This window comes from Bacillus sp. AK128 (genome assembly GCF_053903075.1).
On sequence record NZ_CP096379.1, the window covers coordinates 4,280,984 to 4,307,627 of the forward strand.

The following is a 26,644-nucleotide window of genomic DNA, read 5'->3' on the forward strand; positions in this document are numbered from 1 at the left end:
GATTCTTCTTATTTTTCACATACAATCACTTGCCTAGTAAGCTTCCCTTTAGTCAGTTCACACCGATCCTTTATTTTAAAGCCCACCTCTTTTATGATTGGATCAATTGGTTCAACCGTAATAACCACGAGTTTATCAGCAAATCGATAGGCACTTTGAAGCATTTCAAGTTGCTCCTCCCTTGTGATTACTGAACATAGATTATAAGGTAAGTCGATAATCGCAACATCATAGTGGTCTGTAACCTCTCGAATATCTCTTGTCTCCACTTCTCCTACTAACCCAAAATGGGCAATATTCTCCCTAGCCCCTGGTAGCACAAGTCGATTAACATCACTACCAACTATATTGATTCCCATTGATAATGCTTCTACTAAGACCGTCCCAATTCCACAGCAAGGATCGATTGCCTTAACCCCTTCAGGATTTGGTACAGCAATATTCGCAACAGCTCTTGCAACACGAGTATTAAGTGCTGTCGAATAGTCATTTGGCTTCTTTTGATGAAGTAACCATATAGCTTCACTTTTATGATAGTCACCAAAGAACCATCGTCCATCTACCCGTATCACAGCATATAATTTTTCCGGCTGCAATAGATCGGGATCACCGTTTATATGTAAACCAACTTCCCTCTCAATTCTGCGTCTCTCCATTAAATCCTTTTTTTCAGACTCAATCGGATCTACTTCTCTTATATAAATAACCTTAAAGGTTTTATTCGAAATGGATAAACCTTTAACCTGCTCGATTATATCCTGTAATTGATTACCTTCATATATCACATCGATTCGATCCCTTATAAAAGGACTTCTACTGGGATCTATCTTCAAGCCACTCTCTATTATATGTGGCAGTTTTAATGAATCAGCTCCAAAGAAAGAACGCAATTCCAATCCACATAGTTCAGCTTCCTCGGTGCGAAAGGCATATGTATATATATATTTTGTATTATTCATTTTAAAACCTCCACCCTTATTATACCCCAGACATGCAATAAGGCGATTACGACAATGCATAAAAGCTTTTTTCCAAAGAAAAAAGGACCCGGTTAGGGGTCCTTTTTCTACAAATTATAATTTGTTAACGTTAGTAGCTTGAAGTCCACGTTGACCTTGTTCTGTGTCAAATGAAACTTTTTGACCTTCGTCTAAAGATTTAAATCCTTCGCCTTGGATAGCTGAGAAATGTACGAATACATCGTCTCCACCTTCAACTTCGATAAATCCGAAACCTTTTTCTGCGTTAAACCATTTTACTGTACCTTGTTGCATGTTGTTTTCCTCCCGGGGTGGATCTATAGTCCACATTTTGTTACTATAATTGCTCAATTAGTTATCAAAGGCGAAAAGTTTAAATACTTTATTCATCCCTACCACACCGAACAAAAATAATTCTTACTAAGCATAACAGATATGGTTCAGATTAGCAAACTGGGATTTGATGGAGCATAGAAATTCATAAGTAATCTCCCTCGAACATAGATGGTTTTTTTCTCCAAAAACATAAGAGTACCAAGGGTTTTATCATTTTTTATAAAGATATATTCACGAATAAATATTTTTAAAATATTTATAAGCTATGGACTTTTTCATGGAAAGGAAGACTCTCACATGGATAACTTGGAGAAATATTTCTATACTTACTACGATCAGATTATCGGTAATCAAGACATCTTTCATTCACCATACGGAAAAAAGAAAATTCTTTATGCAGATTGGACGGCAAGCGGTAGGTTATATCGTCCAATTGAGGATAAGATTTCACAACAATTTGGTCCATATGTAGCCAACACACATACAGAATCAAATATTACAGGCAAGCTCATGACCATATTTTATCATGAAGCAAGGCAGTTAATAAAAAGACACCTCAACGCTGATGATTCACATATCCTGTTATTTGAAGGAACCGGAATGACTGGTGCTCTCTGTAAGCTACAAAGGATTCTTGGCCTCTCCCTCCATGAATCATACAAAAAACAGTTTTCATTATCTGAAGAGGATCGCCCTGTTGTGTTTATTACCCATATGGAACATCATTCTAATCAAACGACCTGGGAGGAAACCATTGCTGATATCGTAATAGTTCCCCCTAATGAAGACGGGGATGTTTGTCCCCATTCATTAGAACGCTGTCTTGAGAAACACAAAAACAGAAAGCGAAAAATAGGTGCATTTACTGCTTGCTCTAATGTAACAGGTATTCAGCCTGATTACCATCAACTAGCAGCTATAATGCATAAACACGGTGGAGTATGCTTTTTGGATTTTGCGGCTTCAGCTCCTTATATAAAGATAGACCTTCAACCCGATGACCCGAAACAAAAACCGGATGCAATTTATTTTTCTCCACATAAGTTTCTAGGTGGCCCTAGCTCGACCGGTGTAGTTGTTTTCTCTAAGGATTTGTACGAGAATATGATTCCAGATCAACCAGGTGGAGGAACAGTCAACTGGACAAATCCATGGGGTGGAAAATCATATATTGAAAATATAGAAGGCAGAGAGGATGGAGGAACCCCCGGCTTTTTGCAGGCAATACGAATTGCTCTTTCCATCAAATTAAAGGAAATGATGGGAATCGAAAATATTTTAGCAAGGGATAAAGAACTACTTAGTCTTTTATTTGAACGATTAGAGGAGATTAAGAGGATTAAGATTTTAGAAGGACATAAAAAAGAAAGACTTCCGATTGTGTCCTTTTATGTAGAGGGTATCCATTTTAATCTCATGGTTAAGTTATTAAATGATGTACATGGGATTCAAGTAAGAGGAGGCTGTGCATGTGCAGGCACATATGGTCATCATTTATTAAACATTAGTAAGGAACACTCGAAACTAATTACAGATGAAGTGGATCACGGTAATTTTTATAATAAACCTGGCTGGGTGAGAGTATCTCTGCATCCTACAATGAAAACACATGAAGTTCATGAAATTGCCAACGGAATTCATGATGTTATTACTAATATTGAGCGTTATCAAAAAGACTATTACTATGATGCAAGCTCCAATGAATTTAAACATAGAAAATATGAAACTTTTATCATGGCTGGAGGATGGTTCGACCTTTAACAGTCCTACACATACTAAGTAGGTCATTATCCCAAAAATACCCAATAAAAAAAATCGAAAACAAGTAGTGTTTTCGATTTTTTAACTTATATAGAGAGCTTGGTTACGTTAGTAATGACCTTTTTGTCCTTGCCTGTCATCTTTTTAGGCTTTTTAGGTGTCACTACACTGTACTCTTTCTGTAGCTCAACCAAATTTATTTGAAGATAGAACGCCTTCGATTCTTTGTCGCCAGCAAGGTAGCCTTTTAATATTTTAAGCTTATTCTTTGAGTTTTGGATTTTACTATTGTAATCCCACTCAATTTTATTCTTGTAGGTTGAGTCCATTTTTTCTTTTAATGCTAAAGCTTCTGATACAGCTTCTTCAAGTGTGTTAAAAAAGGAGTTCGGTCTTTTTAATGATTTCTCCTTCACTCCGTCACCTGCTTTAGCCTGATATACCATACTTGTCATAATTGGTCTCCCTTCCTTATCGGTCTCGCCTTCTGCTTAATGAGAATGAGCGCCAGAAGACCCAGGGTATATCCCCTTCTTACTAGTATATCCTATAATTCCAATTCCTACTAATTTTTTCTTAGAAATACTTTTTCTCAAGCTGTTTTCACAAGCATTTTTGTCTATTTAAACAAAGGCTGTTGTTGATTTTTTCTGAATGAATTTATCTTCTGCTCCTAATAACTCTTGGTCTTTGACAAATTTTACACTGTCGAAAAAAGCCCTTTATTTACATAAAGGGCTTTTCACAATTAAATGTCTAATAGGTATTCAATCTCATAATCAGCTGTTTTTTCCTCTAACCAGACTGTGTATTCTTCTTCAACTTTCGATTCAAATATAGCTGTTCTAATCTCTTCTTTTACTTCTTCATAGTTTGCTTCCGCAGCAGCTATTCGATCAACCAGATTAATCACATGATATCCATACTCCGTTTGTACCGGCTCACTTATTTCGCCAACTTCCATAGCAAAAGCAACATCTTCAAATTCCTGTACCATCTGTCCTGTACTGAAGTACCCGAGATCTCCTCCTGCTTCCACGGTTGCTTCATCAGTCGAATACTCCGTTACTAACGATGCAAAATCCTCTCCTGCTTCAATCTTTGCCACTACTTCTTGTGCAGTCGCTTCGTCTTCCACTAAAATATGACTCGCCTGTACTTGTTCTTGTTGTGCAAAGCTATCCTTATTTTCTTCAAAATACGTTTCCATTTCTTCATCCGTCACGGAAATACGTTCTTCTAGCAACTTATTTACAGCAATTGAGGTTTCAATATTATTTAATACTGTAGAAAGTGCCACCCCATTTAAGTCAAGAACCTCTTGAAAGGCCTCTTCCCCACCATAATACTCCTTAAATTCTAAAAGCTCTGTATCTATTTCTTCCTTGCTAATCTCAACTTCTTCTTTTTCAATTTCCATTTCGATGATTTTTTCTGTAATGAGTTGGTCTACAGCATCTGCTCCATATTGAGAAACAAGGAACTCATGTAACTCAGATTCACTAATTTTCATTCCATCAATAGTAGCTACATACGTTTCTTTATTAATTAAAACAAATGAAATGATTAAAACAGCGATCCCCACAGAACCTATTAAACAATATAAAACCTTCTTATTTAGATTTTTCATTTCATGCTCCTTTTGTTATGTATTATTTGTTGATTACTATTAGCGTGACAGTAATGGCTTGTAATAGATCTTCACGAAAGAAACCAATTTAAAAGACCATTAGATTTGGTCTTCTCGATATTCCATTAACCTATCTCCCCTTTATAAAAGGAGGCCATGCCACTCTTCTGATCATTCACATTATCTTTTATGAACCTTAACAAAACCTTAAAAAAGAATTAGATTTTCATGAGAAATTAGGGAGGATACACTTATTTATTGGATTCTAGCAATTACAGAATAGGGAGTTTTTTGAGTTTTTTGAGTTGTTATGATTGGAAGACTTATTACGGGGAGTAAAAGCGACCAAATAGAATAAAGCCACCACATTAACTGCAGTGACTAGATTTCTCTTAGTTTTTATATAAAGGTAAATTAATTAAATCTACTGTTATATCTAAAACTGATGCTCGGACCATACTCAATTTTTCTAGCTCCGCAAGTTGATGAGGATGTCTGCATATAGTCTTCCTGGTATTGGATACTCACCTGCAAAGTCGAATTTCTCATAAGTAACCTTGACTTGCTTTTTCTCCTTCCGACAAACGTCATAGTAAAGGTTGAAAGCAACACGAAGTAACCAACTGAACGCTCTATTCTTTATCCACATTCTCTATAAATAGAAAAAGACGAGGTTCTTCACCTCGTCGTTAGTTGCTTTTGAAAAAAGACCGGTCCACTTTCAATATCCTTAAGCCAAATCTTCGGCTTTGCATTTAATCCGTATTTGATCCACACATCTCCTAAACCTTGACTATGACTTCTATACCATGTGATATACGAATCAACTACAAGGGGATCTCTATCCATTTCATCTGTGTTTGGAAATGTTAGTTGAGTTTGGTCTCCGGATTTTAAGTTAATCAAATGTAGACTTGTATGCATAGTTGGTACAGGACCTTCATCCCAGTTTTTTTTCTCCTCTGCCCTTGCCACAATCATCTCATCCCTAGAGAACCATTCTAGATCTAGATCAACAAATCCCTTCGGTGTATACTCCTTTTGCTGTTTAGATATAGGGATATCTGCAATTTTGGTTTTCTTATCCTCGACATAAAACCTTCCTTCGCCAGATATGTATGCTAATTTATTTTCAAATGAAGACCATTTAAACCAATCTTCATTAATAAGCATTTTTCCAATTGGTTGAAAATGAGTTCCTTCTTTTGATAGGACACAAAGCGTATTGCTGTCAGTTGACCATGATGCTGTTGGAATTGCCAAAAAGCTCACCCAGTTTTGATTCGAACTCCACTTAAAAAAAGCAGCATCAATCGCAAATAGATCCGTCTCATTCGTTTGAATGGTATAAAAGGGCTTTACTTTACTTCCATCAAGGTTTGCGTCAGCAGGTACCTTATAGAGATGAACCGGCCCCCAGCCGGTAGGCCTGATACTTGCTTGGGTTGAAACAATAAATTCTTTGCCATTTGGAAACCAAGTAAAATCTCCCGTTCCTAATGATACGTTTTGAAATCCTTCCGGACGACCATTTTTCGTTTTAGTTACATTTAGTACACCACCTGCATTATAAGCAATTTGATTTGCAACAGGTGACCATTCAAAATTTCTAGTTTCAATGGTTTCATATGGCTGATAGCTTTCTTTGTTTATAGTGTCGTATACATGTAAGTACGTCGTTTCAAAATTTTCATCACCATCTAAATAAGCAATAAAACGCCCATCATGTGACCACTTGGGTCGAAAAATATGTCTACCTTCAGTTAATTGGGTTTCCTGATTTCCTTCTACCATCCATAATTGACCATTTCGTATAAAGGCTGCCTTAAGTGGTACTTCAGCTGAAACAATCGAAGTATTCATACACAAGCTCATTAAAAAAACTAAACAGAAACAAAATCTCATCAGAACACCTCCTGTTAATAGGTTGTCCGGATTTTGAGCTATCATTTAATCTTTTTGAATTGGGATAGGTTACAACGGGAACCTGTAAGATTGAATACTTCTCCATTACAATTTATATTAAAATAGCCTGAAATAGGCTTTCGTTTGAAATCATTGTTATTACATAAATAACGCAATTTCCTAAATACTATGTAGAGACCGACTATAAGAGCTAATCTATAAGCTGAAAGGAGAAATTAAAAATAGGACAAGATCAGCAAATACTAAAAGCGATAAATTCTGTTCGTCAACTTAATCTGATGATCCACGAGAATCAACCCCAAACTAGTGAAGATAAGATCAACGAAAATAAAAATATCCTTACCCGAAATTTAATATCTCCGGATGATTTACTCGCATGGGAAAGAACTCGTCTTGCCATGGAACGCACCATATTAGCCAATAAACGAACGCTATTGGCTTTTATCCGAACCTCTGTCACATTCTTCGCAGGAGCAGCTGCTCTAATTGAGTTTTTTGGCGAGAATAAAAAGTTAGAATTCACAGCCTATATCTCATTATCAATAGGACTTATTATTTTATTTATTGGTGTACATAATTACTTCCGTTCTAAAAAAGCAATGAAATCGATGGAATATATAAAGTAATAGAGAAACCTCCTTTATATTATCAAAATGGTTTTTACTTTTAATTACTTGGGCTCTGGGCATTCATAAAAGGCGTTGAACGACCGAATGAAGGGAAAACAACTGGAAAAGGGCGTTCATAAAGGCGATGAACGACCGAATGTAGTGAAAACAGCTGGTAAAGGGAGTTCATAAAGGCGATGAACGACCAAGTAAGGTGAAACCAGTGGAAATAGGGCGTTCATTAAGGCGATGAACGACCGAATGTAGTGAAAACAGCTGGTAAAGGGAGTTCATTAAGGCGATGAACGACCGAATGAGGTGAAAACTGCTGGTAAAGGGCGTTCATTAAGGCGATGAACGACCGAGTGAGGTGAAAACTGCTGGTAAAGGGCGTTCATTAAGGCGATGAACGACCGAATGAAGTGAAAACAACTGGATAAGGTCGTTCATAAGGTTGATGAACGACCGAGTGAAGTGAAAACAACTGGATAAGGTCGTTCATAAGGTAAAATGTATCGAAATACAATCATTTAAAAAAGACCTAGAGGATCTTACCCTCTAGGTCTAGCTTAATTAATTATGTTCTTTCACTAAATAAACCCCGGACTTAGTTATATCTGCTACAACCTTCCCTTTCTGAACCTTTGATACAACAGGGACAGTCTCTTCTGTTGGTGAAACATACAATACACTAAATCGGTCCTTTTTACCTTTTACTTTTAACTCAAGCTTAACGGGAGAGTTATACTCCTCTAACAAAATTTCTGTATCATCTTTTGTGATCGCAGATAGTTTAAAGGAGTAGTTGTAATCAGCCTGTTTGCCCTTCTTCTGGTTTGGTACCATCTCTTCAAAAGCAGTAACTGCAAGATACGATTCTTCTTCCTCTCCATTAGGAATTAGTTCCGTTAACTCTGCAATTACCTCAGGAGAGATTGAAGCAGTTACACCTTGACTAGTAACATTGATCGAATTTTCCCCATTTAATGTTGATGAATTTGCATGAACTAATACTTGTTTATTGTCTCCTTCAAGCTCAAGTTGAAGCGATCCACTTTCCACAATTGGTTCTGACACATATTGACGCTCATCTTGTGGTATAGGGTTCGCTGGATAATTAAAAAATCTAACATTATCAACATACATTCTACCGGCAAAATCACTTTGTGCATCTGCAACAACTAATGTTATATCACGAAGGACCGTGTCAGGAGTCACAACTTTATTATCTCTGATTTGGTCAAGGTCAAACATAACTTCAAAATGATATAATCCATCAGCTGTTTTAGGTAAACTTTCAAAAGAATCCAATGCAATATCATATGTTTCCACTGCTTGTGCCCAATAACCTAGACTTGGAGGAGCCAATGCCAGATTAATAGATAGTGCTCCTTCACTTGCACGATCAGGTTCAAGGTAGAAATCAAAGGCTAAGTATTTTTGATCACCACGGGTCGCATTGATTCCACTTAGCATTAAACGTGGTGCAGAAACCCAGCCGTCTTCAGGCTTTGCCTCTGGATAAGCCGTTTCCCAAGATATTGCCTTAGATCCATTTGCTTCTAAAATCTTTAATTCTGATTTAACTCCAGATTCACCACCCCAAATCCAACCTTGACGAGTAAGGTCCTCAAAATCAGAAGGGAGTGTTGCGGTACCAATTGGGTCGTGAACGACTGGTTGTTCTACAATTGCTCTCGTGCCCGAGAACGTGATATTATCTAAAGTTACTGTATTAGCGTTTGTTGTCCCTACAAATAATACAAGATTACTCAGTATATTAGATTCAGGATGCTCCGCTATTAATTTCAGTGAAGGTGATTCTGCATGTGTAATCGTTAGGACTGCTTTATACGTTTCATCGGATTGTTCAACGAAGTCTTCTGGATTGACAACAACATTAACTGGATCTCCCCACCAAACATTAGCTCCTGCGCTTTGTGGGATCGCAGCAATAGCCACTGTATCTAATGCATCTACAATTACATCAATTTTAATTTCTTTAGCTCCTAGAATATCAGTACCCGGATTTCTCCCATCTGAGGAAATACGAAGATTATTCCATATATCCCCTGATGAAACACCATCACTTGTATCCAATCCTGAAATTCTTAACCGATTCCCATCATTACTTAAAACAACATTTTCTACGGGATTATCTCCATTTAGCCCAAACCCCTGAGTCGTCCCATCATCAAAATCCCAAACGATCTCAGTATAGTCTTCACGCGGTGTACGATCAATGGGTTCATATGCAATTCCTTTAATACGAGCTCTCACATATTCACCAGATACACTAAGTTCCTTTGGAGCCCAAACTTGATCTTCACCCGGGTCAAGATTGGTTGCTTCTGACTTGTTTAATACGTAAGGAATAAACGCAGCAGAAGTCTCATTTTTATTCGTTAATGACCAGTTTACCCAGCTAATATTATTAGCGTTTAAGAAGTCTAGCCATACATCTGCCTCAGCTAGGTAGGGGCCGTGATTTCCATTTGCCTCACTCGTACCCCATTCAGAAGCAAACACGGAAACACCGTTTTCTAGTGCATAAATTGCATTACTCATAACATTATTTCGATCCGAACTATCTGTTGCAGGAGCGTGTGTTCCAGAATAAAAGTGAACGGTATAAATGGTATTATCATCATCAATCGGATTATCTGCAGCCAGGTCAGGTCGCTGACTCCAGTTTGGACTTCCGACAATCACAAGGTTTTCATTTCCTGTTTCACGTAGCATTTGAATGATAGGCTCAGCATAAGACTTTACTGCCTGCCAACCTTCCTCATCATTAGTTACCCCAGGTGCATTCGAGCTTGGTTCATTTGCTACCTCATAAATAATATTTGGATCATTTGGATATAGTGATGAAATCTCTTTAAAGAAATCCATTGCTCCACTATATACCTCAGCATTTGGGTCACCAGGAGCATGAACATGCCAATCGACGATCACATACATATCGTTGGCTTTAGCTAATTCAATTCCATCAATGACTCTTTGTTTTATTGTTTCGGGGTTTGAAGCATAACCATTTTCTCCGACATACATAGCAAGACGTACAACATTTGAGTCCCAATCATTCGCTAACGCTTTAAAAGCATTGTCATTTATAATTTCTGGGAACCACTGTAGTCCGTGTGTACTCATTCCCCGCAGTTGGATGGGTTCACCATTTTGATCTCCCAAAGTTTTTAGTCCATCTACATCAATAATTTTAAGGGCACCTGCCTCACTTGGCTTTTTTCCTGGTTGCTGTAGTAAATACTGATAATCAGATTCAACTGCTCCTGCCATTGCTGGTAGAAGTGATGCTAATAGTCCTACTATGATCATTAAAGATAATGTTCGTTTAATAGATTTCCTTCTCACATATATTCCTCCTTAATGTTTATTGGACAAAGTACAAATTTAATATGTAAATCTTTCTAAGATAGAAACCGCTTTCGAAATTAAGAAATCGGTTTCTTAATACGGAAAAATAAAAGACCAGCTAAATTAAACTTTTCACCGCCCCCTTCTTAATAAAGCGCTTTCATAATTACCTCGTTCTCATTATAGTTCTTTTAATTTATTAATTCTAGATAAAAATAATAAATAATATGACTTTTTAGAAAAATAAGTCAATAGTCGTATGTCATGCTCCTTCTTTTGAACTAAAAAAAGGTGGCGAGAATCAAACTCTCGCCACCACTGTTTTATATATTCTTTTTCAATACCAACCTTGCAACAGCTTCAACATGAACAGTATGTGGGAACAAGTCAACAGGCTGAACAACTTCTAGGATATATCCGAACTGTTCAAGCTCTTTAATATCCGTTGCAAAAGTATCAGGATTACAGGAAACATATACAATTCTCTCTGGCTGCGCACGGCCAATTCTTCTCATTACTTTTCCGCCCGCTCCTGATCGAGGTGGATCAAGTAATAATAATTCTGGTTTCCCGAAGCTCTCTAGAATTTCGTCAATTCCAGTTCGAGCATCCTTTGCCAAAAAGGTGGTATTATCAATTCCGTTATCTAATGCATTTCGTTTTGCTGACTCAATGGAACTCTCGACAATTTCGATTCCTGCCAGCTTGCCTACTTTACTAGCAAAAGGTAGAGAGAACGTACCGACACCACAGAATAAATCAATCATCTTTTCTGACTTTGTAGGTTGTCCCATTTCAATCGCTAAGTCTACTAGTTTTTGTGCCTGGGTCGGATTTGTTTGGAAAAAGGTATCAAACCATAGACGGAAACGATAACCATCCATTTCATCGTATATAAAATCTCGACCAGCTAATACGTGAGTCTTTTCAGATTGAGTTCGGTCAGCCCAGTTCGTATTCTCTAGCCATAGTAAGCTTTTCACTTGTGGGATTTTCTGGCTGATTCGTTCTACTAGGTTTTCTGCTGCCTCTTGAAGATGTGCAGTAGGTCCTTCGGTTGCAAAAAGGGCCAACATGATTTCACCAGTTGCAAAGGATTGTCTAACCATCAAATGACGTAATAACCCTTCATGGAGGTCCTTGTCATACCCTTTTAATTCATATTCAGTTGCCCAGCTTGCGACTTCCATTGCTGCTTCTACCATTTCTTTTCCTGCAATTAAACAGGTTTCAAGTGAAATGATCTTACGGAAATTACCTTGTTCATGCAGGCCCAGCTCTCCCGCCGGTGAAAAGGTAAACTCCATTTTGTTACGGTAATGCCATGGATCATCCATACCGATTGTATCTAATACTAGATTTGGATCAAATCCTTCTGCTTCAATTGCATGTTTGACATGATCCGTTTTTTGTTTTAATTGACCAGTGTATTGCCAATGCTGCCAAACACATCCCCCACACTTTTCAAAATGAGGACAGGGCGAATCCATTCTCTCTGGATGCAGTTCTACTATTTCTTCGGCTGCTGTCTTTCTCAATTTACGCCAGTGGTGTTCAACCGTTACCTTTACCTTTTCTCCTGGAAGAGTTTGCGGAATAATCAGCTTGAGCTTTTTAGGATTCCCTAGCTCATTATCTCTCCAAACTTCCGCATACCCTGAACCCTTTTGATCTAAATGGCGTACTTGTGCCACCATTGTTTCTCCTTTTGTTCCAGTCATTATCGTCTCTCCTTACATCTTTCACTTATCTCGTATATTAATTATAGATAAAGTTTCATTTTAAAGCATACCTACCTAGTATAAAGGACATAGAAACAATTTGGAATTATTTCAAAGCTTGTAGATATTACCTTAATGAATACAGGAACTTGTTCTTTATCACCCAGCAGTTATATGTCTCTATTCTAAATCTAAAATTCTAAACCTAAAAAAGCCTAAACCCCAATAGATTTAGACTTTTTTTATTAATATAATCAAGTACCACAATAGGTTCGATAAGGACGATCCGTTTGTTCTGGAAGTTCACAATAATCAGCCTGTGCTGGAGAATGTTCGAATGGTGTTGATAGAACCTCTACTAATTGCTCCATCACAGAGTAATCTCCTATTAAGGCTGCTTCTAATGCCTCTTCCACTCGGTGATTACGTGGTATTACTCCTGGATTACTCTTTTTCATTAATTCAACAGAGGATTCCTTTGACTCTTGTTGCCTGCTGAGTCTAGACATCCACTTTTCCTGCCACTCCTTAAATTCTGGTGTTCTAAATAAGTCTATATCTTCCATGGTGTCGAAGGTAAGAGCATTGAAGGTATTTGTAAAATCTGCCTGATGTTTATGCATCAAACCGAGTAGCTCTTCAATCAAGGCTTCATCTTGACTCTCTTCGTTAAAAATACCAAGCTTTGCTCTCATTCCTTCTAGCCAATAGCCTTTAAAAATCGTTGGGAATTCAGTTACAGCGTCCTGTGCTATTTTTACAGCCTCATCGATATCGTCATGTAAAAGAGCTAATAGGCTTTCGGCAAACCGAGCAAGATTCCATCCGGCAAGCTGTGGCTGGTTTCCATAGGAATAGCGACCGTTTCGATCAATAGAACTAAAAACTGTTTCCGGGTCGTACTGATTCATAAATGCACACGGACCATAATCAATCGTTTCCCCACTAATAGTCATATTATCAGTATTCATAACTCCGTGGATAAAACCAACAAGCTGCCATTGAGCAATAAGCTTTGCCTGTCTGTTCATTACTGCTTTAAGCAGAGAAAGATATCGCTCCTCATGATTTTCAATCTCTGGATAATGACGTTTTATGGCATAGTCTGCAAGAGTCTTAAGCTCTTCATCTGTTCCCCATTTCGCCGCGTATTGAAAAGTACCCACTCGTAAATGACTTGCTGCCACACGCGTCAGAATCGCACCTGGTAATTCTGTTTCTCGCATTACCGGTTCACCTGTTGTAACTACCGCTAAACTTCGAGTAGTTGGAATACCAAGGGCATTCATTGCTTCACTAATTATGTATTCCCTTAGCATTGGACCAAGTGTAGCTCGACCGTCACCACCACGTGAGTATGGAGTTCTCCCTGATCCTTTCAATTGAATATCAAATCGTTCATCATTTTGACTAATTTGCTCTCCGAGTAAGATTGCCCTTCCGTCTCCTAACATATTAAAGTGACCAAACTGATGTCCTGCATACGCTTCAGCAAGAGGTGCGGAACCTTCAGGAATTTTGTTACCTGCAAACACCTCCACACTTTCTTTCTCTGACAGTTGACTCGAGTCAAATCCAAGTGCTCTTGCTAACGGTTCGTTTAACACAATAAGTTCCGGTGAACTTACAGGAGTTGGCTTCTGACTGGTATAAAACGTCTTTGGCAACCTGGCATAACTATTATCTAAGTGCCAGCCCGCTTCTATTCCTGCTTTTTCCTCTGTCATTTCATATCACCTTTTATATTTTGATTTTATGTACCCAGTTTCCACACGATCGCTTGATTATTTTCTTCTTCTTGCCTGTTATTATACTCTGTCACATACTGATAGGTCATTCATTTACTATGAGCCAACAGGTTTTACACCATCAGCGTTATCAATTGCTTAATACATTATACGAATTTTAGAAATAGAGTATTAATTTAGACAATTTTACCATAAATATGCTAATATTATATTTCAAAGCCCTGGCAAATTGGGTGGCCTTTCTTATATGGAAAAAAATGCGTGGTTATATAAAGAATATCTGAATAGTAAGTTAACCAGTAAAGCCTACCCGGCCGAAAGCTAATTAGAAGGTGAGGAATTAATTATGAAAAGTGAAGAATTACGCGGACTTCAAGCCCCTTTAAAGGAAAAATATCGTGAGGATCCGAATCAAGCTATGATTACATTACAAGCTGAAGGTACAATTGGTGAAGGAGTAAGCTGCAGTGTTAAAACTGGAAAAGCATTAGTTGAAGCTGGTCTTCACCCAGCTACTGGTGGAACAGGAATGGCAGCATGCTCTGGTGATATGCTTCTTGAAGCACTAGTTGCTTGTGCGGGAGTTACTCTTAAAGCTGTCGCAACCTCTCTTGAAATTGAGTTGCGTGGTGGAACTATTACAGCTGAAGGAGATTTAGATTTCCGCGGAACTTTAGGTGTATCCAAAGAAGCTCCAGTCGGCTTTTCAGATATTAGATTAAAATTTGATCTTGATACAGATGCCTCTGAGGAACAATTAGCAACACTTCTTAAATTAACTGATCGTTATTGTGTTGTAAAACAGACGATTTCAAATGCAACAAAAGTTGATGTTTTACATAGTGTTGCAAAGTAAAGATTGTCGTTGAATAAATAAGGGTGAGGAGAACTTCTCTAGTTGTAAAGTTCTCCTCACCCTTTTTGTTTTTATACCTTACCAATTCTCCCGAATACCCTCAATCCCATCTACTACGTGATCTACGACCTTTAAAATCACTGCATCGATCTTCTCTTTCCATCCAGGAGCTTCTTCTTTTATTTTTTCTCCCACTTTTTTTACTGACTCTTTTACCTCTTCATATTTATCTTCCTTCTTTGAATGTCCCGCTAATCTTGCATTAACACTGACTACATCAAATTCTTGATACTCAACATGCTGGGTAGCCTGTTCCATCATAGCTCGAAAAATGGGTACAACATTCTCCGCCGTACTGTTTGGTAGGTAGTGCTCTCGATCTGTTTTGTCATAACCAAGCCAAACTACCCCTACCAGATTAGGCGTATAACCAGCAAACCATTGATCTTTCGTCCCCTTAATATCACTATACGGGAGCTGCGTGGAACCAGTTTTTCCTGCTAGTTCTACTCCCTTTAGCTGAGTTCCTTTCCCTGTTCCTGTTTCCACTACATTTAACAACATAGAGGTGATTTCGTTGGCTGTTACCTCAGAGGTCACTCTACCATTAACAGGGTCATGCTCTGCTATAACATTTCCGGTCGGTCCCACAATTTTAACAATGAGATGACTATCCTTTTTTATTCCTTTGTTAGGAAAAACAGAGTATGCCTCTGCTAATTGAAGTGGAGATACGCCTTTATGCATGCCCCCAAGTGCAATTCCTAAATATTCATCTTCCTTTTCAAGTGGGATTCCAAACTTCTTTAAAGAAGCTATCCCTTTTTGTAAGCCAATTTGATCTAATAGCCACACGGCCGGGACATTTTGCGAACGCTCTAATGCTTGATACATAGGCATTTCACCCGTAAATTCTCTAGATGCATTCTGAGGCTGATAGTCTCCAAAAGTAAGAGGTTCATCCACTAACATAGAGGTTGTCAAATAGCCTTCCTCAATCGCTGGGCTGTATACGGCCATTGGCTTAAGCGTTGATCCCGGCTGAGCCTTCATATGGGTTGCACGGTTAAAACCTCTAAACACATACTCTCCTCTACCTCCAACAAGTCCACGTACACCACCAGATTCGGGATCAAGAATGACCGCACCACTTTGAACCAGTGTCCCCTTTTTTCCTTTTGGAAAGAGCGAGTCCTTCGCATAAACTTTTTCAAGATCAGCCTGTATCAATTGATCCATCTCCGTATATATTCGGTACCCTCTAGTTAAAATCTCCTCTTGAGTAAGTCCATATCGAGTTATCGCTTCATCAATTACAGCATCACTATAATAAGGATATTGCCGTTTAATTGCACTTCCTCCACCATCTACTAATGCGATTGACTCTTTAATAGCCAGGTCATATTCATCCTTCGTAATATACCCCTGCTCCTCCATCTTTTTTAATACAACATTTCTTCTTTCCATAGCCCGATCATAATGTTGATATGGATTTCTAGCGGAAGGTGCCTGTAATAATCCAGCGAGCATGGCAGCTTCACTAATCGTTACCTCAGTAATTGGTTTGTTAAAGTACTTTTTAGATGCTTGATTTATCCCCCAAGCACCACTTCCAAAGTACACTTGGTTAACATACATCTCTAAGATTTCTTCTTTTTTATAATTCTTCTCTATTTCTACAGCTAGAAAGAGCTCTTCTATTTTACGTCGATAGGTTTTCTGAGGCGATAGTAGTGCATTTTTCGTTAGCTGTTGAGTGATCGTACTCCCTCCGCCTGTAATCCTTCCAGATACTAAGTTATTAAAAAAGGCTCTAGTCATGCCTCTTATATCAAAACCATTATGCTCATAAAAACGTTGATCTTCTATGGAAATAACAGCTTGCTCAACATGTTTAGGTATATCCTGATAGTCTACACCCTCCGTACGACTTGTTATTATCGTACTTGCTACCTCTTCATCTTTATCATATATAATCGTCGACTGATTAAGTCCATCTTTTAGGCTCTGCACGTTTGCTGTTGCAGCAACAAAGGTGAAATAGGCCATCGTAAATAGTATGAATAAAAGAAAGAGTAATAGAAGAATTTTGGTAACTTTCTTTTCTCTCCAAAATCGCCTTACATATTGTAAGAATATATAACTATGTTTTTTAACTTTTTCCATGACATCCTCACTTCTTTAACAGAAAAATCTATGTATCTATTATATCACCTGCCTGTTAGGTAAAGACCAAATGTTTCCTCGTTCACTCTTTACTAATAAATTGGCTTAATTCAATAAGTTAATACTCATTAATTGAAACAATCCACCTTTCAATTAAGGTGGATTGTCTGCTATATATGGAAATCTGTTTATTAGTACAATTAAAATTCATACCACTATTTTATAATAAACACCGGGCATTTTGCCGTTTGGACAACATTATGGCTTACACTTCCTAAGAATAACTCTCTCACTTTACCTAATCCTCGGCTACCAATCACAATGAGATCAACATTCTTTTCTTCGGCATATTTAGTAATTTCAATAGCAGGGTCTCCTTCAAGAAGCTCGACTCCCGTTTTGTTAGGGATGGTTTGTAACATTTTCTTTACTTCTATAATTTTTTCATTTGCTTCAGCTACTACAGCTTTTTTTAATTCATTAAAGGAGTATGTTTCATAAGCTCGTAAAAATTGAATGACTGTTACGATTACAAGTTCTGAATTTTCATTTTGTAATACCAGCATCTTTGCATATTCTAATGCCTTTTCACTTAAATCAGATCCATCATAAGCAACCAAAATCCTGGAAGATTTCATCATGTTACACATCCTCTTCTCCATCAATCTGTGAAGGAAACCCTCACCTATTTTATAATAAACACAGGACATTTGGCCATTTGAACAACATTATGGCTTACACTTCCTAGGAAGAATTCTCTAACTTTACCTAATCCCCTGCTTCCCATTACAATCACATCAATACTCTTTTCCTCAGCATACTTGATAAGCTGATCAGCCGGATTCCCTTCAAGGAGTTTTACTTCGGTGTGATTAGGGATAGTCTTCAATAGCTCCTGTACTTCCTCTAATCTAGACTTTGCTACTGCCTCAGCGTTTTTTCGAATTTCCATATAAGAATAAGCTTCATAGGCACCTAAAAATGCACCAACAGTCATCACCGTGACGACCTCTAACTCTGCTTGTTTATCCTGTAAGACTAGCATTTTAGCATATTCTAAAGCTTTTTTACTTAACTCTGACCCATCATAGGCAACTAAAATCTTAGAAGGTTTGTTCATCATTAACACACATCCTCTTCTGATTTTCACTTTTTTAAAGGAAAATATTTCATCCTTCACTTATTATGATAATAGAGGTGGGTTGACTTTGAATGTGATGATTATCACTTATCCAATAACATTTACTCGACAGGTGAAAGGCTGATTTGTCGAATACAAGAATCTTCTCGTAATCTGTTGGGATTTCATTCTCTCCTTAACAATGGTAAAGTTAAGTGAAAGACATAATAAACAAGCAGGTGAATAATATGATTGAAGTAAGGACCTCTCCATTAAGTAAAGGTGAATTCAACAGAGGAGTATTTGCGACTCAGGATATTAAAAAAGGAGAGCTTTTCCACGAAGCTCCTGTTGTCCCCTACCCTAACGATCAGCATAAATATATCGAGAAGACCGTTCTTGATGACTACGTATATGAGTATGGCATTAACCATAGTGCCATTGTTCTAGGTTATGGCATGCTGTTCAATCACTCATATAAGCCAAATGCAACCTATGATATTAGTTTTGAAAAACACACGTTTGATTATTTCGCTCTAAGGGATATAAAAGCGGGAGAAGAAATTCTCATAAATTATAATGGTGATATCGATGACGATACTCCTCTGTGGTTTAATAAATAAATCTTTTTCTCAAATAAGTAAAGACGGGATTTTATCTATAAAATCCCGTCTTTCTTTTCTTTTATATGTATCTAGGAAGTTCTCCTACAAAAAAGCCCGGTCAACCCGTAATGGGTGGACCAGGCTTTAAATTCTTGACTAACTCTTAACCTTTATAGTTGAACTTAAATCTCGTAGAAATGTTTGACAAGCTTCAAGCTTCAATGGAGGACTAATTAGATAGCCCTGAATTTCATCACAATCAATGTTTGTAAGAAAGGACCTTTGACTTTCCGTTTCCACACCTTCGGCTATAACCTTGAAATGTAATCCTTTTGCCATCATAACAATTAGCTTAACAATCGCGTCATTTTTTTCACTTGAATTTAATAAAGAAATAAATGAACGATCGATCTTCAGACGGTCTATTGGAAGTTTACTCAAATATTGTAAAGAAGAATAGCCTGTTCCAAAATCATCCATTGCAATATAAAATCCCATTTTCTTCAATTGCGACAATTTAAAGATGGTATCATCAATAAAATCTAATGCTACACTTTCAGTAATCTCTAATTCAATGTTATTTGGATTGGCTTTTGTTTCTTTGATGATTTTAGCTACTGTGTCAATAAAGTTGCTTTGCTGAAACTGAATGGAAGAAATATTCACTGCTATCCTAATCGAGCTAAGTCCCAGCTTCTCCCATTTAACAGATTGGTGGCAAGCCTCCCTCAATACCCATTCACCAATAGGGAGAATCAGCCCTGTTTCCTCTGCAATTGGTATAAAATCAGACGGAGGAATCATACCTTGAGTCGGTGACTGCCATCGAAGTAATGCTTCGACACCAGACAACTGCCCACTTTCCAATAAAATCTGAGGCTGGTAAAACAACTCAAACTCATCTCTTTCAAGACCTTTTCTTAATGAGTTTTCTAAGGCTAGCTTGGATTGGTTATCCATCGTTTCGTCATAAATTCTAAAATGATTTTTTCCGTTTTCCTTTACTTTATACATAGCCATATCAGCTTTCATAAGGAGTGCTTCAAAATCTTTACCATGATCTGGATAAATAGAGATTCCAATACTAGGAGTGACGTGAAGGTCAATCCCAGAAATGTCATAAGCCTCACGTAAAACTTGTAATATTTTTTCAGCTCTTCTTTCAATTTTAGATTTATTTACATTTTCTAGTAATATGGCATATTCATCGCCACCGATACGACATACTAGTTCATTGGGTTCCATTGAAAGGCTCAACCTATTCCCGACTTCCTTTAATAAAAGATCTCCATATGAGTGGCCAAGACTATCATTTATTTGTTTAAATCTATCAAGATCCAATAATAAAAAGGCAATTTTTCTTTCCCTTTTGGAATTACTAGTTTGGATAGCACGGCTTAATCTTTTTTCAATAAAACGTCTATTAGGAAGGCCTGTTACAACGTCATGAAAGGCCAAATGTTCCATCTGGTTAATAGTTTCTACTAGCCGGTCTGTTCTCTCTTTTACTTTGATTTCTAATTCTTCATTTAAATTATTTAAGTCCGATACTAATTTATCATTATCAAGCAATGTAAAGACCTGTCTTAGGATTACTAGTAATATACTTAGAAACAAGCCTATTACAATTGGGGTACTATGCTGAATTTGTATAATTACGTAAATAGAAAGCAGGATTACACCTATATACGGAAAACTGTGTTTTAAGAACAGACCCTTTTTTTCCATAGATGGAGAGCCCTGTTTATCTTCCTGCTTTTCTCCCATTTCATGGTGTAGTCCTGCTAATCCAATAACTAGGATTGATATAATCCATAATGTATCGGATATACTTCCTACAGAATACAGGTTTTTAATGGTTAAATAAGAAAAATTTAAATCCGCAATAATTTGAATTAATAATCCAATAACTAATAAGTAAGATGTAGTCTTCGTAAAAATACTATTAGAGGCAATTATAAGACTAAGGACTCCTGCCAACACACCTAAATCTAATACTGGGTACAATAAATCAATAATTAAAAATGAGTGCTCATTAATATTGTTAATCAAAGGATTTATAATAAAAAACCAAATAAAAGTTCCCGCAACAGACATAACAATTAAAATATCAAATACGAAACGGATGGTTAAAATGTTATTTTTTTTCATAACATCCATCATAATTAAAAGTGCCACAAAATAAGAAACGTTCTGAAATATGAAGAGAATCTTTGGGATAAGTGCCTCTGCAGAATTATTAAGAACGAGATGGTAAAAAGACCATGTTAAAACCCCTGCTAAATAACATATAAATCCAACCCCAAGGCACACCCAAAATCTTCTCGATTCACCTGTATCTTTTTTAAAAGTACTTATTAGCCAACAAAAGGCTGTTATAGTAGCCACTATTTGGAATATCATTCTTCCTGAATCCAAGTATACCCGGTTCGATTGAAACAACAGATTCCAAACAATAGTTAGAACTATAAAACTAGTGAAAAATATATACGCTGTCTTTTTCTGTCTTTTGTCAAACATCTTGAAGTATTCTCCTTAACTAATAACATAGCTAGTACTTTTTTCAGCTTTAGCAACAATATTGTCCAATTTATATTTTTTCTTGAGTTCACCATCAAGTTTACTCGGAAACAGTATCGTAGGAATGACGTAATCTCCTTTATAGTAGATTTGGTCACCAACTGCTTCTAACGGAATCTTATAAACATTTTTAAGGGCCTTATAGAAAAGTCTCTCTAAAAGAACTACACAATAATCTATTTGGTTAGATTGAGTATAATTGATACACAATGAGATTAATCGTTCTAGATTTTTCCCTCGATGCTGCTTTAAGATTGAGGCCTTATCAACTTCCACTACTTTCATTGGATTTTTTTCAATAAATTCAATTCTATGGAAAGGAAAGACTGTATTGATATTATTATCTGTAGTAGGAAAATAAGGCTTAAACTCTATTGTTCCTACTTTCTTATTAGAATCATTAAGGATGATGAACCGATCTGATATCTCAGCAACTGGTTCCAACATATACCCCTTTTCAAGCCAACAATCCATCCAGATTTGGTTGAAAGCGTTCATTTCTGCAACTGTCTTTACTTTAATATAAATGATAAACAACCCCTGCTCGTTAATTTTCTATCAGTTTTAACGGGAAAGCTTGCATTCTATTATCCAAACAAAGACAAAATTTAAAAGTCTCTTCAGTTTGAAGATTTTCTTCAAGTCTATTATATCAAAGTTTCTTCAAAAAATTACAAATTCTTTCAATAATCGATTTATAATTATTATGAAATAATTATTTCAGAGTGATGATATAGAAACTGCTACGTTCTTGAAGGTTTTTATCATATATACAATTGTTGCTCAAAAAAAAAGGATGGTCCAACTGCACCATCCCGGATCAACTAGTAAAAAATTCTCTCGCAAAATCAACCATTGTCTTTTGATTTAATAGCTTACAAGTGGCTAATCCAATCGTTCCGGAATTCCAAGAGCTTGCTTCTTCAAATGCTTTGCCAATCTCCTCAAATACATCTGAGTCGTATTCTATTTCTTCGTAAGTTTTCCAAACTCTCTTACCATCCTCTATAATGGCTGCCCCCTTTTGAACCTTGTTACGGTTTTGGATCACATGTTCTGCAAAATGTAAGGAGGTGTTACTATCGTGGGATACTCCTATCAATAATATTGATCCGTCTAACTGATAAATCTTTCCTAACGGAGAATCAGAGCCAAAACCTGCTTCAAGGGGTTGTTCTGCAAGAATGTAATCCGCATACTTTCCCCATGCGGCGAAGGAATACACCGGATGTATACTTCTTTTTACTCCAGGCATTGTTCTGAATGCTTCAACTATTTTCCCCATTGCTCTAGTTGGTGTAACTAAGGGATCATAAGCAGGCGTCTCCTCACGAATAATTGGCCACCATCTCTCTGGTACCGGAGGATTTTGCCAACTTGCTGGGTCAGAGTTATCAGCAGTTTGAGTTGGCATAACAATGGTCCCTTCTTCTCCAACCGTATCCATCAAAGCCTGAACAACCGCTACTGGCCCACCGCAAACCCAGCCTATAGATTTAAGTGATGAATGAACGATTACCACCATCCCTTTTTCTACCCCAAGCTTTTGTAAATCTTCTTGTAAACTCATTCTAGTATTTGGTTTACTTTGTAACTCTATTGATTTTAACTCACTCATTATTTTCACCTCTCATGTATAACTAAAAGTTTATTGTAGTATTTTCTTTATTTTACCAGTAATTAAAACTCAAACATAGACTATTTTAAGGCAGAGATTTCGCATATTTAAATTGGGATATATGAGTCACTTTATTTATATATCTATTAAAAAGAAGAATTCATACTTGCTTATTCCTTATGACAGGGCCTATCCAGATTTCTTTCTAAGGATGTATACTTCATAGAATAGTATGAAAATAATAAAATTAGGAAGTGTAGCTATTTTGAAAGGACATACTAAAACTGTTTTTTCATTCTCACATAACATATTTATTTTGGCACTAGCATCTTTTATTTTATTGTACCTGCTATCTACCATATGGGAACATCCGTTTATTATGGTCCTTCAGTCCATAATGGCCCTCTTAATGCTCGTTACTACACTAATTGTCTTTCCTAAACGAAGCCTTTTGCTTCCTATCCTATTAATAACAATTTCTATTATAATCGTAGCATTTACCGGTTCATCTCCAATTGCTTTGTGGATCGGTCTTAGAGAGATGAACGCGATTATTACCCTGGTGATTTTAATTGGCCTTGTTAGCTGGATGATTAATCATCGCCCCTATGTAAAAGCGCTTATGTTACTAGGCGCAAAAAGGGATTACTACACCTACCCGGTTTTATATGCTTGTCACTTCTCTAACGCACTTTATTTCTTCCTTTATGACCGTTGGAGGCATTCCTTTTACCTATCAAATGTTTAAAAACACGAAAAGACCAATCGTTTCCCATTTTCCATGGGATTATACGTTGAGTACCGCTGTGATAAGAGGATTCTCTTTAACCGTACTTTGGACAGCTGTTCACCCAGCATTTGCCTATGTAGTCGGGGGAACAAACGCACCCTTATTTCCTACCATGCTAAAGGGATTAGGGTTAGCTTTAATTGGAATGCTATTAAGCATTTTCATCTACCGAATCCAGATGAAACAAAATGGAGTTACATCGGAATTAATCCCTGATTTGACCCTATCATCTGATGAACAATTAAAGGGTCTAGTCTGGAAATTTCTATTTTGGGTTTCTCTACTTATGGGTGGAATTTTCTTAACCAATCAGTGGCTACAGCTCGATATTTTATTAGCAGTACCACTTGTGATTGTAGTAGTTTCTGCCCTTTATTTTCTTAGTCACCGGGCACTATCTGAATACAAACAATTATGGGTTAGCTTTGTGACCGTAGACTTTGGAAAAAAGAAAAGGGAGATCTTCCTTATGTTATCAGCAGGAATATTAGTTGGTACATTAAAGGAGACAGGTTATGGTTATGAGCTTTTTCTCTATTTTTTAACAATGATTGAATGGCTAAACCTAAACATACTGATTGGATTAACACTCATAGTCATCCTGCTCGGCTTCTGTGGTTTTCCACCTATTCCAGCTATGGTGTTACTTTCAGGCATATTGGTAGATATCCCAGGTGGTTACACACCTGATATAGTAGCTCTTTCCTTACTACTCGGAGTGTCTGTGACATTGTTTGTTGCACCAGTCACCGTGCCTCTCTTGTTACTTAGTAGCTTGAACGGTCGTGGCTTATCTGAAAATGGCTTTAAACCAAATATATTATTTGGAGCAGTTTTTCTTGTGATTGGGGTTTTGTATATACAGATTATTGCCAAGTTATAAGATTCAGCCAAGAGCTGCTTGTTATGAAAAATCACTAAGCATATTATAAATAAAAAGGTGGTTCTATATCTTCCTAGCCGGAAAAGTAGAACCACCTTTTATTTTATAAACGATAAACTCTTGCTTCATATGGCTGAAGCTTGAACTCCGTTATACTTTCATTTTGCTCAACCTGATAATTACTGATTAATAGTTCTTTTGAATCACTATTTAACCCTTCTGGTAAACGGAATGTAGGCGTTCCACCAAAGAAGTTCAGGATCACAAGTAGCTTCTCGTCCCCTAAAGTACGAGTATAAGCGTAGATTTCTGTATCATCCTCTAAAAGAAGCTGATAATCACCGTAGACAATAACCTCATGCTGCTTTCTCAGTTGTATGAGTTTTTTGTAATAGTTTAAAATCGAATCTGAATCTTGAACTTGCTGCTCTACATTAATATCGGTAAAGTTTTCGTTTACCTTAATCCACGGAGTTCCGCTAGTAAAGCCAGCTTGAGCATTGGAATTCCAGTGCATCGGTGTTCTTGCGTTGTCGCGACCTTTGTGATGAATTCTCTTCATAATTTCATCGTGATCCAGACCCTGCTCTTCCACTTTCTCTCTATAATAATTTAAGATTTCAACATCACGATAGTCATCAATTGAATCAAACGCCACATTGGTCATCCCAATTTCTTCACCCTGATAGACGTAAGGTGTTCCGGATAATGTATGGATATAGGTTGCCAGTAACTTTGCAGATTCCGACCAGTACTTTCCGTCATCACCAAAGCGAGAGACTGCTCTAGGCTGATCATGATTATTAAAGAATAAAGCATTCCATCCTTTTTGGTATAGTTCCGTCTGCCATTTACTCATAAGAGTCTTTAAGTTTAGTAAACTCCAAGGCTCCACGCCCCATTTACCATTAGTACCGCAATCAATTGACATGTGTTCAAATTGGAACACCATATTAAACTCATTACGGTCTTCCCCTACATAAAGAAGGGCTTCCTCTGGTCCTACCCCTGATGTCTCACCAACTGTCATAATGTCATAATGACTTAACACTTCACGGTTTAGCTTTTGAAGCTCATCATGTACTTGCGGGAGGTTAGCAAACATTTTATAGCCAGTGTTATACCTTTGATCTTCAGGATGAGGATCATCTGGGAATCCTTCTGCCTTACCCATATGGTTAATGGCATCTACACGGAATCCATCAATTCCTTTATCAAGCCACCATTTAATCATGTCATAAATATCTTTTACAACCTCAGGGTTATTCCAGTTTAAATCCGGCTGCTTTTTCGTAAACAAGTGTAAATAATATTCTTCCGTTTCCTCATCGTATTCCCATGTTGATCCACTAAAGAATGATTCCCAATTGTTCGGTGGACCCCCATTTTTACCTGGTTTCCAAATATAATAGTCACGCTTCGGATTATCTTTAGAAGAACGAGATTCAATAAACCATGGATGTTCATCTGAAGTATGGTTTACAACTAAATCCATAATCAGTTTCATTCCTCTTGCATGAACCTCATTTAAGAGTTGGTCAAAATCCTCCATCGTACCGAACTCGGACATAATCTTAAAATAATCACTGATATCATATCCATTATCATCATTAGGAGATTCATATATAGGTGATAGCCAAATGACATCAATCCCAAGATCCTTTAAATAATCTAACTTTGACAAGATCCCTTGTAGATCTCCAATTCCATCGCCATTACTATCCATAAAACTTCGCGGATAGATTTGATAAGCAACCGCTTCTTTCCACCAAACTTTATTCATATTAAAAACTCCTTTAAATTTCAGTTTCTACTATATGGCTCTGTTAATGTATAGTGTCGTTTTTAGCAGGGTTGATTGAAGTGGAAGGACGCGAGACTCCTGCGGGATAAGCGTGGTAAGGGAGACCCCACAGGCGTAAACGCCGAGGAGGCTCC

At 37.2% G+C, this 26,644-nt stretch carries 21 protein-coding genes; 6 read left to right on the forward strand and 15 right to left on the reverse strand.

The features are described from left to right. Window positions 1-8 precede the first annotated feature (8 nt). A complete protein-coding gene (locus M1D60_RS21475) occupies window positions 9-959 on the reverse strand; it encodes a TRM11 family SAM-dependent methyltransferase (RefSeq protein ID WP_456276844.1) in 951 nt (316 codons plus the stop codon). Window positions 960-1,073: 114 nt separating this feature from the next. Then, the gene (locus tag M1D60_RS21480; RefSeq protein WP_456276845.1) at window positions 1,074-1,274 is read right to left on the reverse strand and encodes a cold-shock protein; all 201 of its coding nucleotides are present in this window, start codon (window positions 1,272-1,274) and stop codon (window positions 1,074-1,076) included. 339 nt (window positions 1,275-1,613) lie between these two features. Here M1D60_RS21480 and M1D60_RS21485 point away from each other — a divergent pair, with 339 nt between their 5' ends. Then, on the forward strand, window positions 1,614-3,077 hold the full coding sequence (locus M1D60_RS21485) for an aminotransferase class V-fold PLP-dependent enzyme (protein WP_456276846.1): 1,464 nt from the start codon (window positions 1,614-1,616) through the stop codon (window positions 3,075-3,077). A gap of 86 nt (window positions 3,078-3,163) precedes the next feature. On the opposite strand, the gene M1D60_RS21490 is transcribed toward M1D60_RS21485, so the two are convergent. The 3 genes from M1D60_RS21490 to M1D60_RS21500 all read right to left on the reverse strand — a co-directional run bounded on the left by M1D60_RS21490 (window position 3,164) and on the right by M1D60_RS21500 (window position 6,612). After that, entirely contained in the window at window positions 3,164-3,532 is a 369-nt protein-coding gene (locus tag M1D60_RS21490) for a hypothetical protein (protein ID WP_456276847.1), read from the reverse strand. A gap of 293 nt (window positions 3,533-3,825) precedes the next feature. Next, a complete protein-coding gene (locus M1D60_RS21495) occupies window positions 3,826-4,707 on the reverse strand; it encodes a peptidylprolyl isomerase (protein WP_456276848.1) in 882 nt (293 codons plus the stop codon). 678 nt (window positions 4,708-5,385) lie between these two features. Then, complete coding sequence (locus M1D60_RS21500) at window positions 5,386-6,612, reverse strand: TolB family protein (protein WP_456276849.1); 1,227 nt, start codon at window positions 6,610-6,612, stop codon at window positions 5,386-5,388. Window positions 6,613-7,031: 419 nt separating this feature from the next. Here M1D60_RS21500 and M1D60_RS21505 point away from each other — a divergent pair, with 419 nt between their 5' ends. Next, on the forward strand, window positions 7,032-7,259 hold the full coding sequence (locus M1D60_RS21505; RefSeq protein ID WP_456276850.1) for a DUF202 domain-containing protein: 228 nt from the start codon (window positions 7,032-7,034) through the stop codon (window positions 7,257-7,259). A 555-nt stretch (window positions 7,260-7,814) separates the two neighbouring features. Here the strand turns inward: M1D60_RS21505 and M1D60_RS21510 are convergent. The 3 genes from M1D60_RS21510 to M1D60_RS21520 all read right to left on the reverse strand — a co-directional run bounded on the left by M1D60_RS21510 (window position 7,815) and on the right by M1D60_RS21520 (window position 14,067). Continuing rightward, entirely contained in the window at window positions 7,815-10,616 is a 2,802-nt protein-coding gene (locus M1D60_RS21510) for a carbohydrate-binding domain-containing protein (RefSeq protein ID WP_456276851.1), read from the reverse strand. Window positions 10,617-10,942: 326 nt separating this feature from the next. Beyond that, window positions 10,943-12,340, reverse strand: a complete 1,398-nt coding sequence (gene rlmD, locus M1D60_RS21515; RefSeq protein ID WP_456276852.1) for a 23S rRNA (uracil(1939)-C(5))-methyltransferase RlmD — start codon at window positions 12,338-12,340, stop codon at window positions 10,943-10,945. 254 nt (window positions 12,341-12,594) lie between these two features. Next, window positions 12,595-14,067 carry a protein adenylyltransferase SelO gene (locus tag M1D60_RS21520; protein WP_456276853.1) on the reverse strand — a complete coding sequence of 491 codons (1,473 nt, stop codon included), beginning with the start codon at window positions 14,065-14,067 and terminating at the stop codon, window positions 12,595-12,597. A 367-nt stretch (window positions 14,068-14,434) separates the two neighbouring features. On the opposite strand from M1D60_RS21520, the gene M1D60_RS21525 reads away from it, so the two are divergent. Beyond that, window positions 14,435-14,944, forward strand: a complete 510-nt coding sequence (locus M1D60_RS21525; RefSeq protein ID WP_456276854.1) for an OsmC family protein — start codon at window positions 14,435-14,437, stop codon at window positions 14,942-14,944. 78 nt (window positions 14,945-15,022) lie between these two features. Here M1D60_RS21525 and M1D60_RS21530 read toward each other — a convergent pair whose 3' ends face one another. The 3 genes from M1D60_RS21530 to M1D60_RS21540 form a co-directional block, all read right to left on the reverse strand. Further along, a complete protein-coding gene (locus M1D60_RS21530; RefSeq protein ID WP_456276855.1) occupies window positions 15,023-17,110 on the reverse strand; it encodes a transglycosylase domain-containing protein in 2,088 nt (695 codons plus the stop codon). Between the two features lie 215 nt (window positions 17,111-17,325). Then, a complete protein-coding gene (locus M1D60_RS21535) occupies window positions 17,326-17,751 on the reverse strand; it encodes a universal stress protein (RefSeq protein WP_456276856.1) in 426 nt (141 codons plus the stop codon). A 44-nt stretch (window positions 17,752-17,795) separates the two neighbouring features. Next, window positions 17,796-18,233 carry a universal stress protein gene (locus tag M1D60_RS21540; protein WP_456276857.1) on the reverse strand — a complete coding sequence of 146 codons (438 nt, stop codon included), beginning with the start codon at window positions 18,231-18,233 and terminating at the stop codon, window positions 17,796-17,798. A gap of 245 nt (window positions 18,234-18,478) precedes the next feature. Between M1D60_RS21540 and M1D60_RS21545 the strand changes: the two genes are divergently transcribed. Next, window positions 18,479-18,853 carry an SET domain-containing protein gene (locus M1D60_RS21545; protein WP_456276858.1) on the forward strand — a complete coding sequence of 125 codons (375 nt, stop codon included), beginning with the start codon at window positions 18,479-18,481 and terminating at the stop codon, window positions 18,851-18,853. A 138-nt stretch (window positions 18,854-18,991) separates the two neighbouring features. Here M1D60_RS21545 and M1D60_RS21550 read toward each other — a convergent pair whose 3' ends face one another. The 3 genes from M1D60_RS21550 to M1D60_RS21560 all read right to left on the reverse strand — a co-directional run bounded on the left by M1D60_RS21550 (window position 18,992) and on the right by M1D60_RS21560 (window position 23,033). Beyond that, the gene (locus M1D60_RS21550; RefSeq protein ID WP_456276859.1) at window positions 18,992-20,986 is read right to left on the reverse strand and encodes a putative bifunctional diguanylate cyclase/phosphodiesterase; all 1,995 of its coding nucleotides are present in this window, start codon (window positions 20,984-20,986) and stop codon (window positions 18,992-18,994) included. Between the two features lie 384 nt (window positions 20,987-21,370). After that, window positions 21,371-21,952, reverse strand: coding sequence for a hypothetical protein (locus tag M1D60_RS21555; protein ID WP_456276860.1), 582 nt, complete (start codon window positions 21,950-21,952; stop codon window positions 21,371-21,373). A gap of 283 nt (window positions 21,953-22,235) precedes the next feature. Next, window positions 22,236-23,033 (reverse strand): aminoglycoside N(3)-acetyltransferase, encoded by a 798-nt coding sequence (locus M1D60_RS21560; RefSeq protein ID WP_456276861.1) that lies wholly within the window; start codon window positions 23,031-23,033, stop codon window positions 22,236-22,238. A gap of 265 nt (window positions 23,034-23,298) precedes the next feature. Between M1D60_RS21560 and M1D60_RS21565 the strand changes: the two genes are divergently transcribed. Together M1D60_RS21565 and M1D60_RS21570 are read left to right on the forward strand one after the other, a co-directional pair. Next, complete coding sequence (locus M1D60_RS21565) at window positions 23,299-23,781, forward strand: hypothetical protein (protein ID WP_456276862.1); 483 nt, start codon at window positions 23,299-23,301, stop codon at window positions 23,779-23,781. A gap of 46 nt (window positions 23,782-23,827) precedes the next feature. Continuing rightward, on the forward strand, window positions 23,828-24,706 hold the full coding sequence (locus M1D60_RS21570) for a hypothetical protein (protein WP_456276863.1): 879 nt from the start codon (window positions 23,828-23,830) through the stop codon (window positions 24,704-24,706). Between the two features lie 103 nt (window positions 24,707-24,809). Here M1D60_RS21570 and M1D60_RS21575 read toward each other — a convergent pair whose 3' ends face one another. After that, window positions 24,810-26,489, reverse strand: a complete 1,680-nt coding sequence (locus tag M1D60_RS21575) for a glycoside hydrolase family 13 protein (RefSeq protein WP_456276864.1) — start codon at window positions 26,487-26,489, stop codon at window positions 24,810-24,812. Window positions 26,490-26,644: the final 155 nt, after the last annotated feature.

Excerpts from the sequence above, each read along its gene's own strand:
- M1D60_RS21490 (WP_456276847.1), bottom strand. The coding sequence starts at position 3,532 with ATGACAAGTATGGTATATCAGGCTAAAGCAGGTGACGGAGTGAAGGAG.
- M1D60_RS21540 (WP_456276857.1), bottom strand. The coding sequence starts at position 18,233 with ATGATGAACAAACCTTCTAAGATTTTAGTTGCCTATGATGGGTCAGAG.
- M1D60_RS21545 (WP_456276858.1), top strand. The coding sequence starts at position 18,479 with ATGATTGAAGTAAGGACCTCTCCATTAAGTAAAGGTGAATTCAACAGA.
- M1D60_RS21535 (WP_456276856.1), bottom strand. The coding sequence starts at position 17,751 with ATGATGAAATCTTCCAGGATTTTGGTTGCTTATGATGGATCTGATTTA.
- M1D60_RS21495 (WP_456276848.1), bottom strand. The coding sequence starts at position 4,707 with ATGAAAAATCTAAATAAGAAGGTTTTATATTGTTTAATAGGTTCTGTG.
- M1D60_RS21560 (WP_456276861.1), bottom strand. The coding sequence starts at position 23,033 with ATGAGTGAGTTAAAATCAATAGAGTTACAAAGTAAACCAAATACTAGA.
- M1D60_RS21485 (WP_456276846.1), top strand. The coding sequence starts at position 1,614 with ATGGATAACTTGGAGAAATATTTCTATACTTACTACGATCAGATTATC.
- M1D60_RS21500 (WP_456276849.1), bottom strand. The coding sequence starts at position 6,612 with ATGAGATTTTGTTTCTGTTTAGTTTTTTTAATGAGCTTGTGTATGAAT.
- M1D60_RS21550 (WP_456276859.1), bottom strand. The coding sequence starts at position 20,986 with ATGAAAAAAAATAACATTTTAACCATCCGTTTCGTATTTGATATTTTA.
- M1D60_RS21475 (WP_456276844.1), bottom strand. The coding sequence starts at position 959 with ATGAATAATACAAAATATATATATACATATGCCTTTCGCACCGAGGAA.
- M1D60_RS21480 (WP_456276845.1), bottom strand. The coding sequence starts at position 1,274 with ATGCAACAAGGTACAGTAAAATGGTTTAACGCAGAAAAAGGTTTCGGA.
- M1D60_RS21525 (WP_456276854.1), top strand. The coding sequence starts at position 14,435 with ATGAAAAGTGAAGAATTACGCGGACTTCAAGCCCCTTTAAAGGAAAAA.
- M1D60_RS21520 (WP_456276853.1), bottom strand. The coding sequence starts at position 14,067 with ATGACAGAGGAAAAAGCAGGAATAGAAGCGGGCTGGCACTTAGATAAT.
- M1D60_RS21575 (WP_456276864.1), bottom strand. The coding sequence starts at position 26,489 with ATGAATAAAGTTTGGTGGAAAGAAGCGGTTGCTTATCAAATCTATCCG.
- rlmD (WP_456276852.1), bottom strand. The coding sequence starts at position 12,340 with ATGACTGGAACAAAAGGAGAAACAATGGTGGCACAAGTACGCCATTTA.
- M1D60_RS21505 (WP_456276850.1), top strand. The coding sequence starts at position 7,032 with ATGGAACGCACCATATTAGCCAATAAACGAACGCTATTGGCTTTTATC.
- M1D60_RS21530 (WP_456276855.1), bottom strand. The coding sequence starts at position 17,110 with ATGGAAAAAGTTAAAAAACATAGTTATATATTCTTACAATATGTAAGG.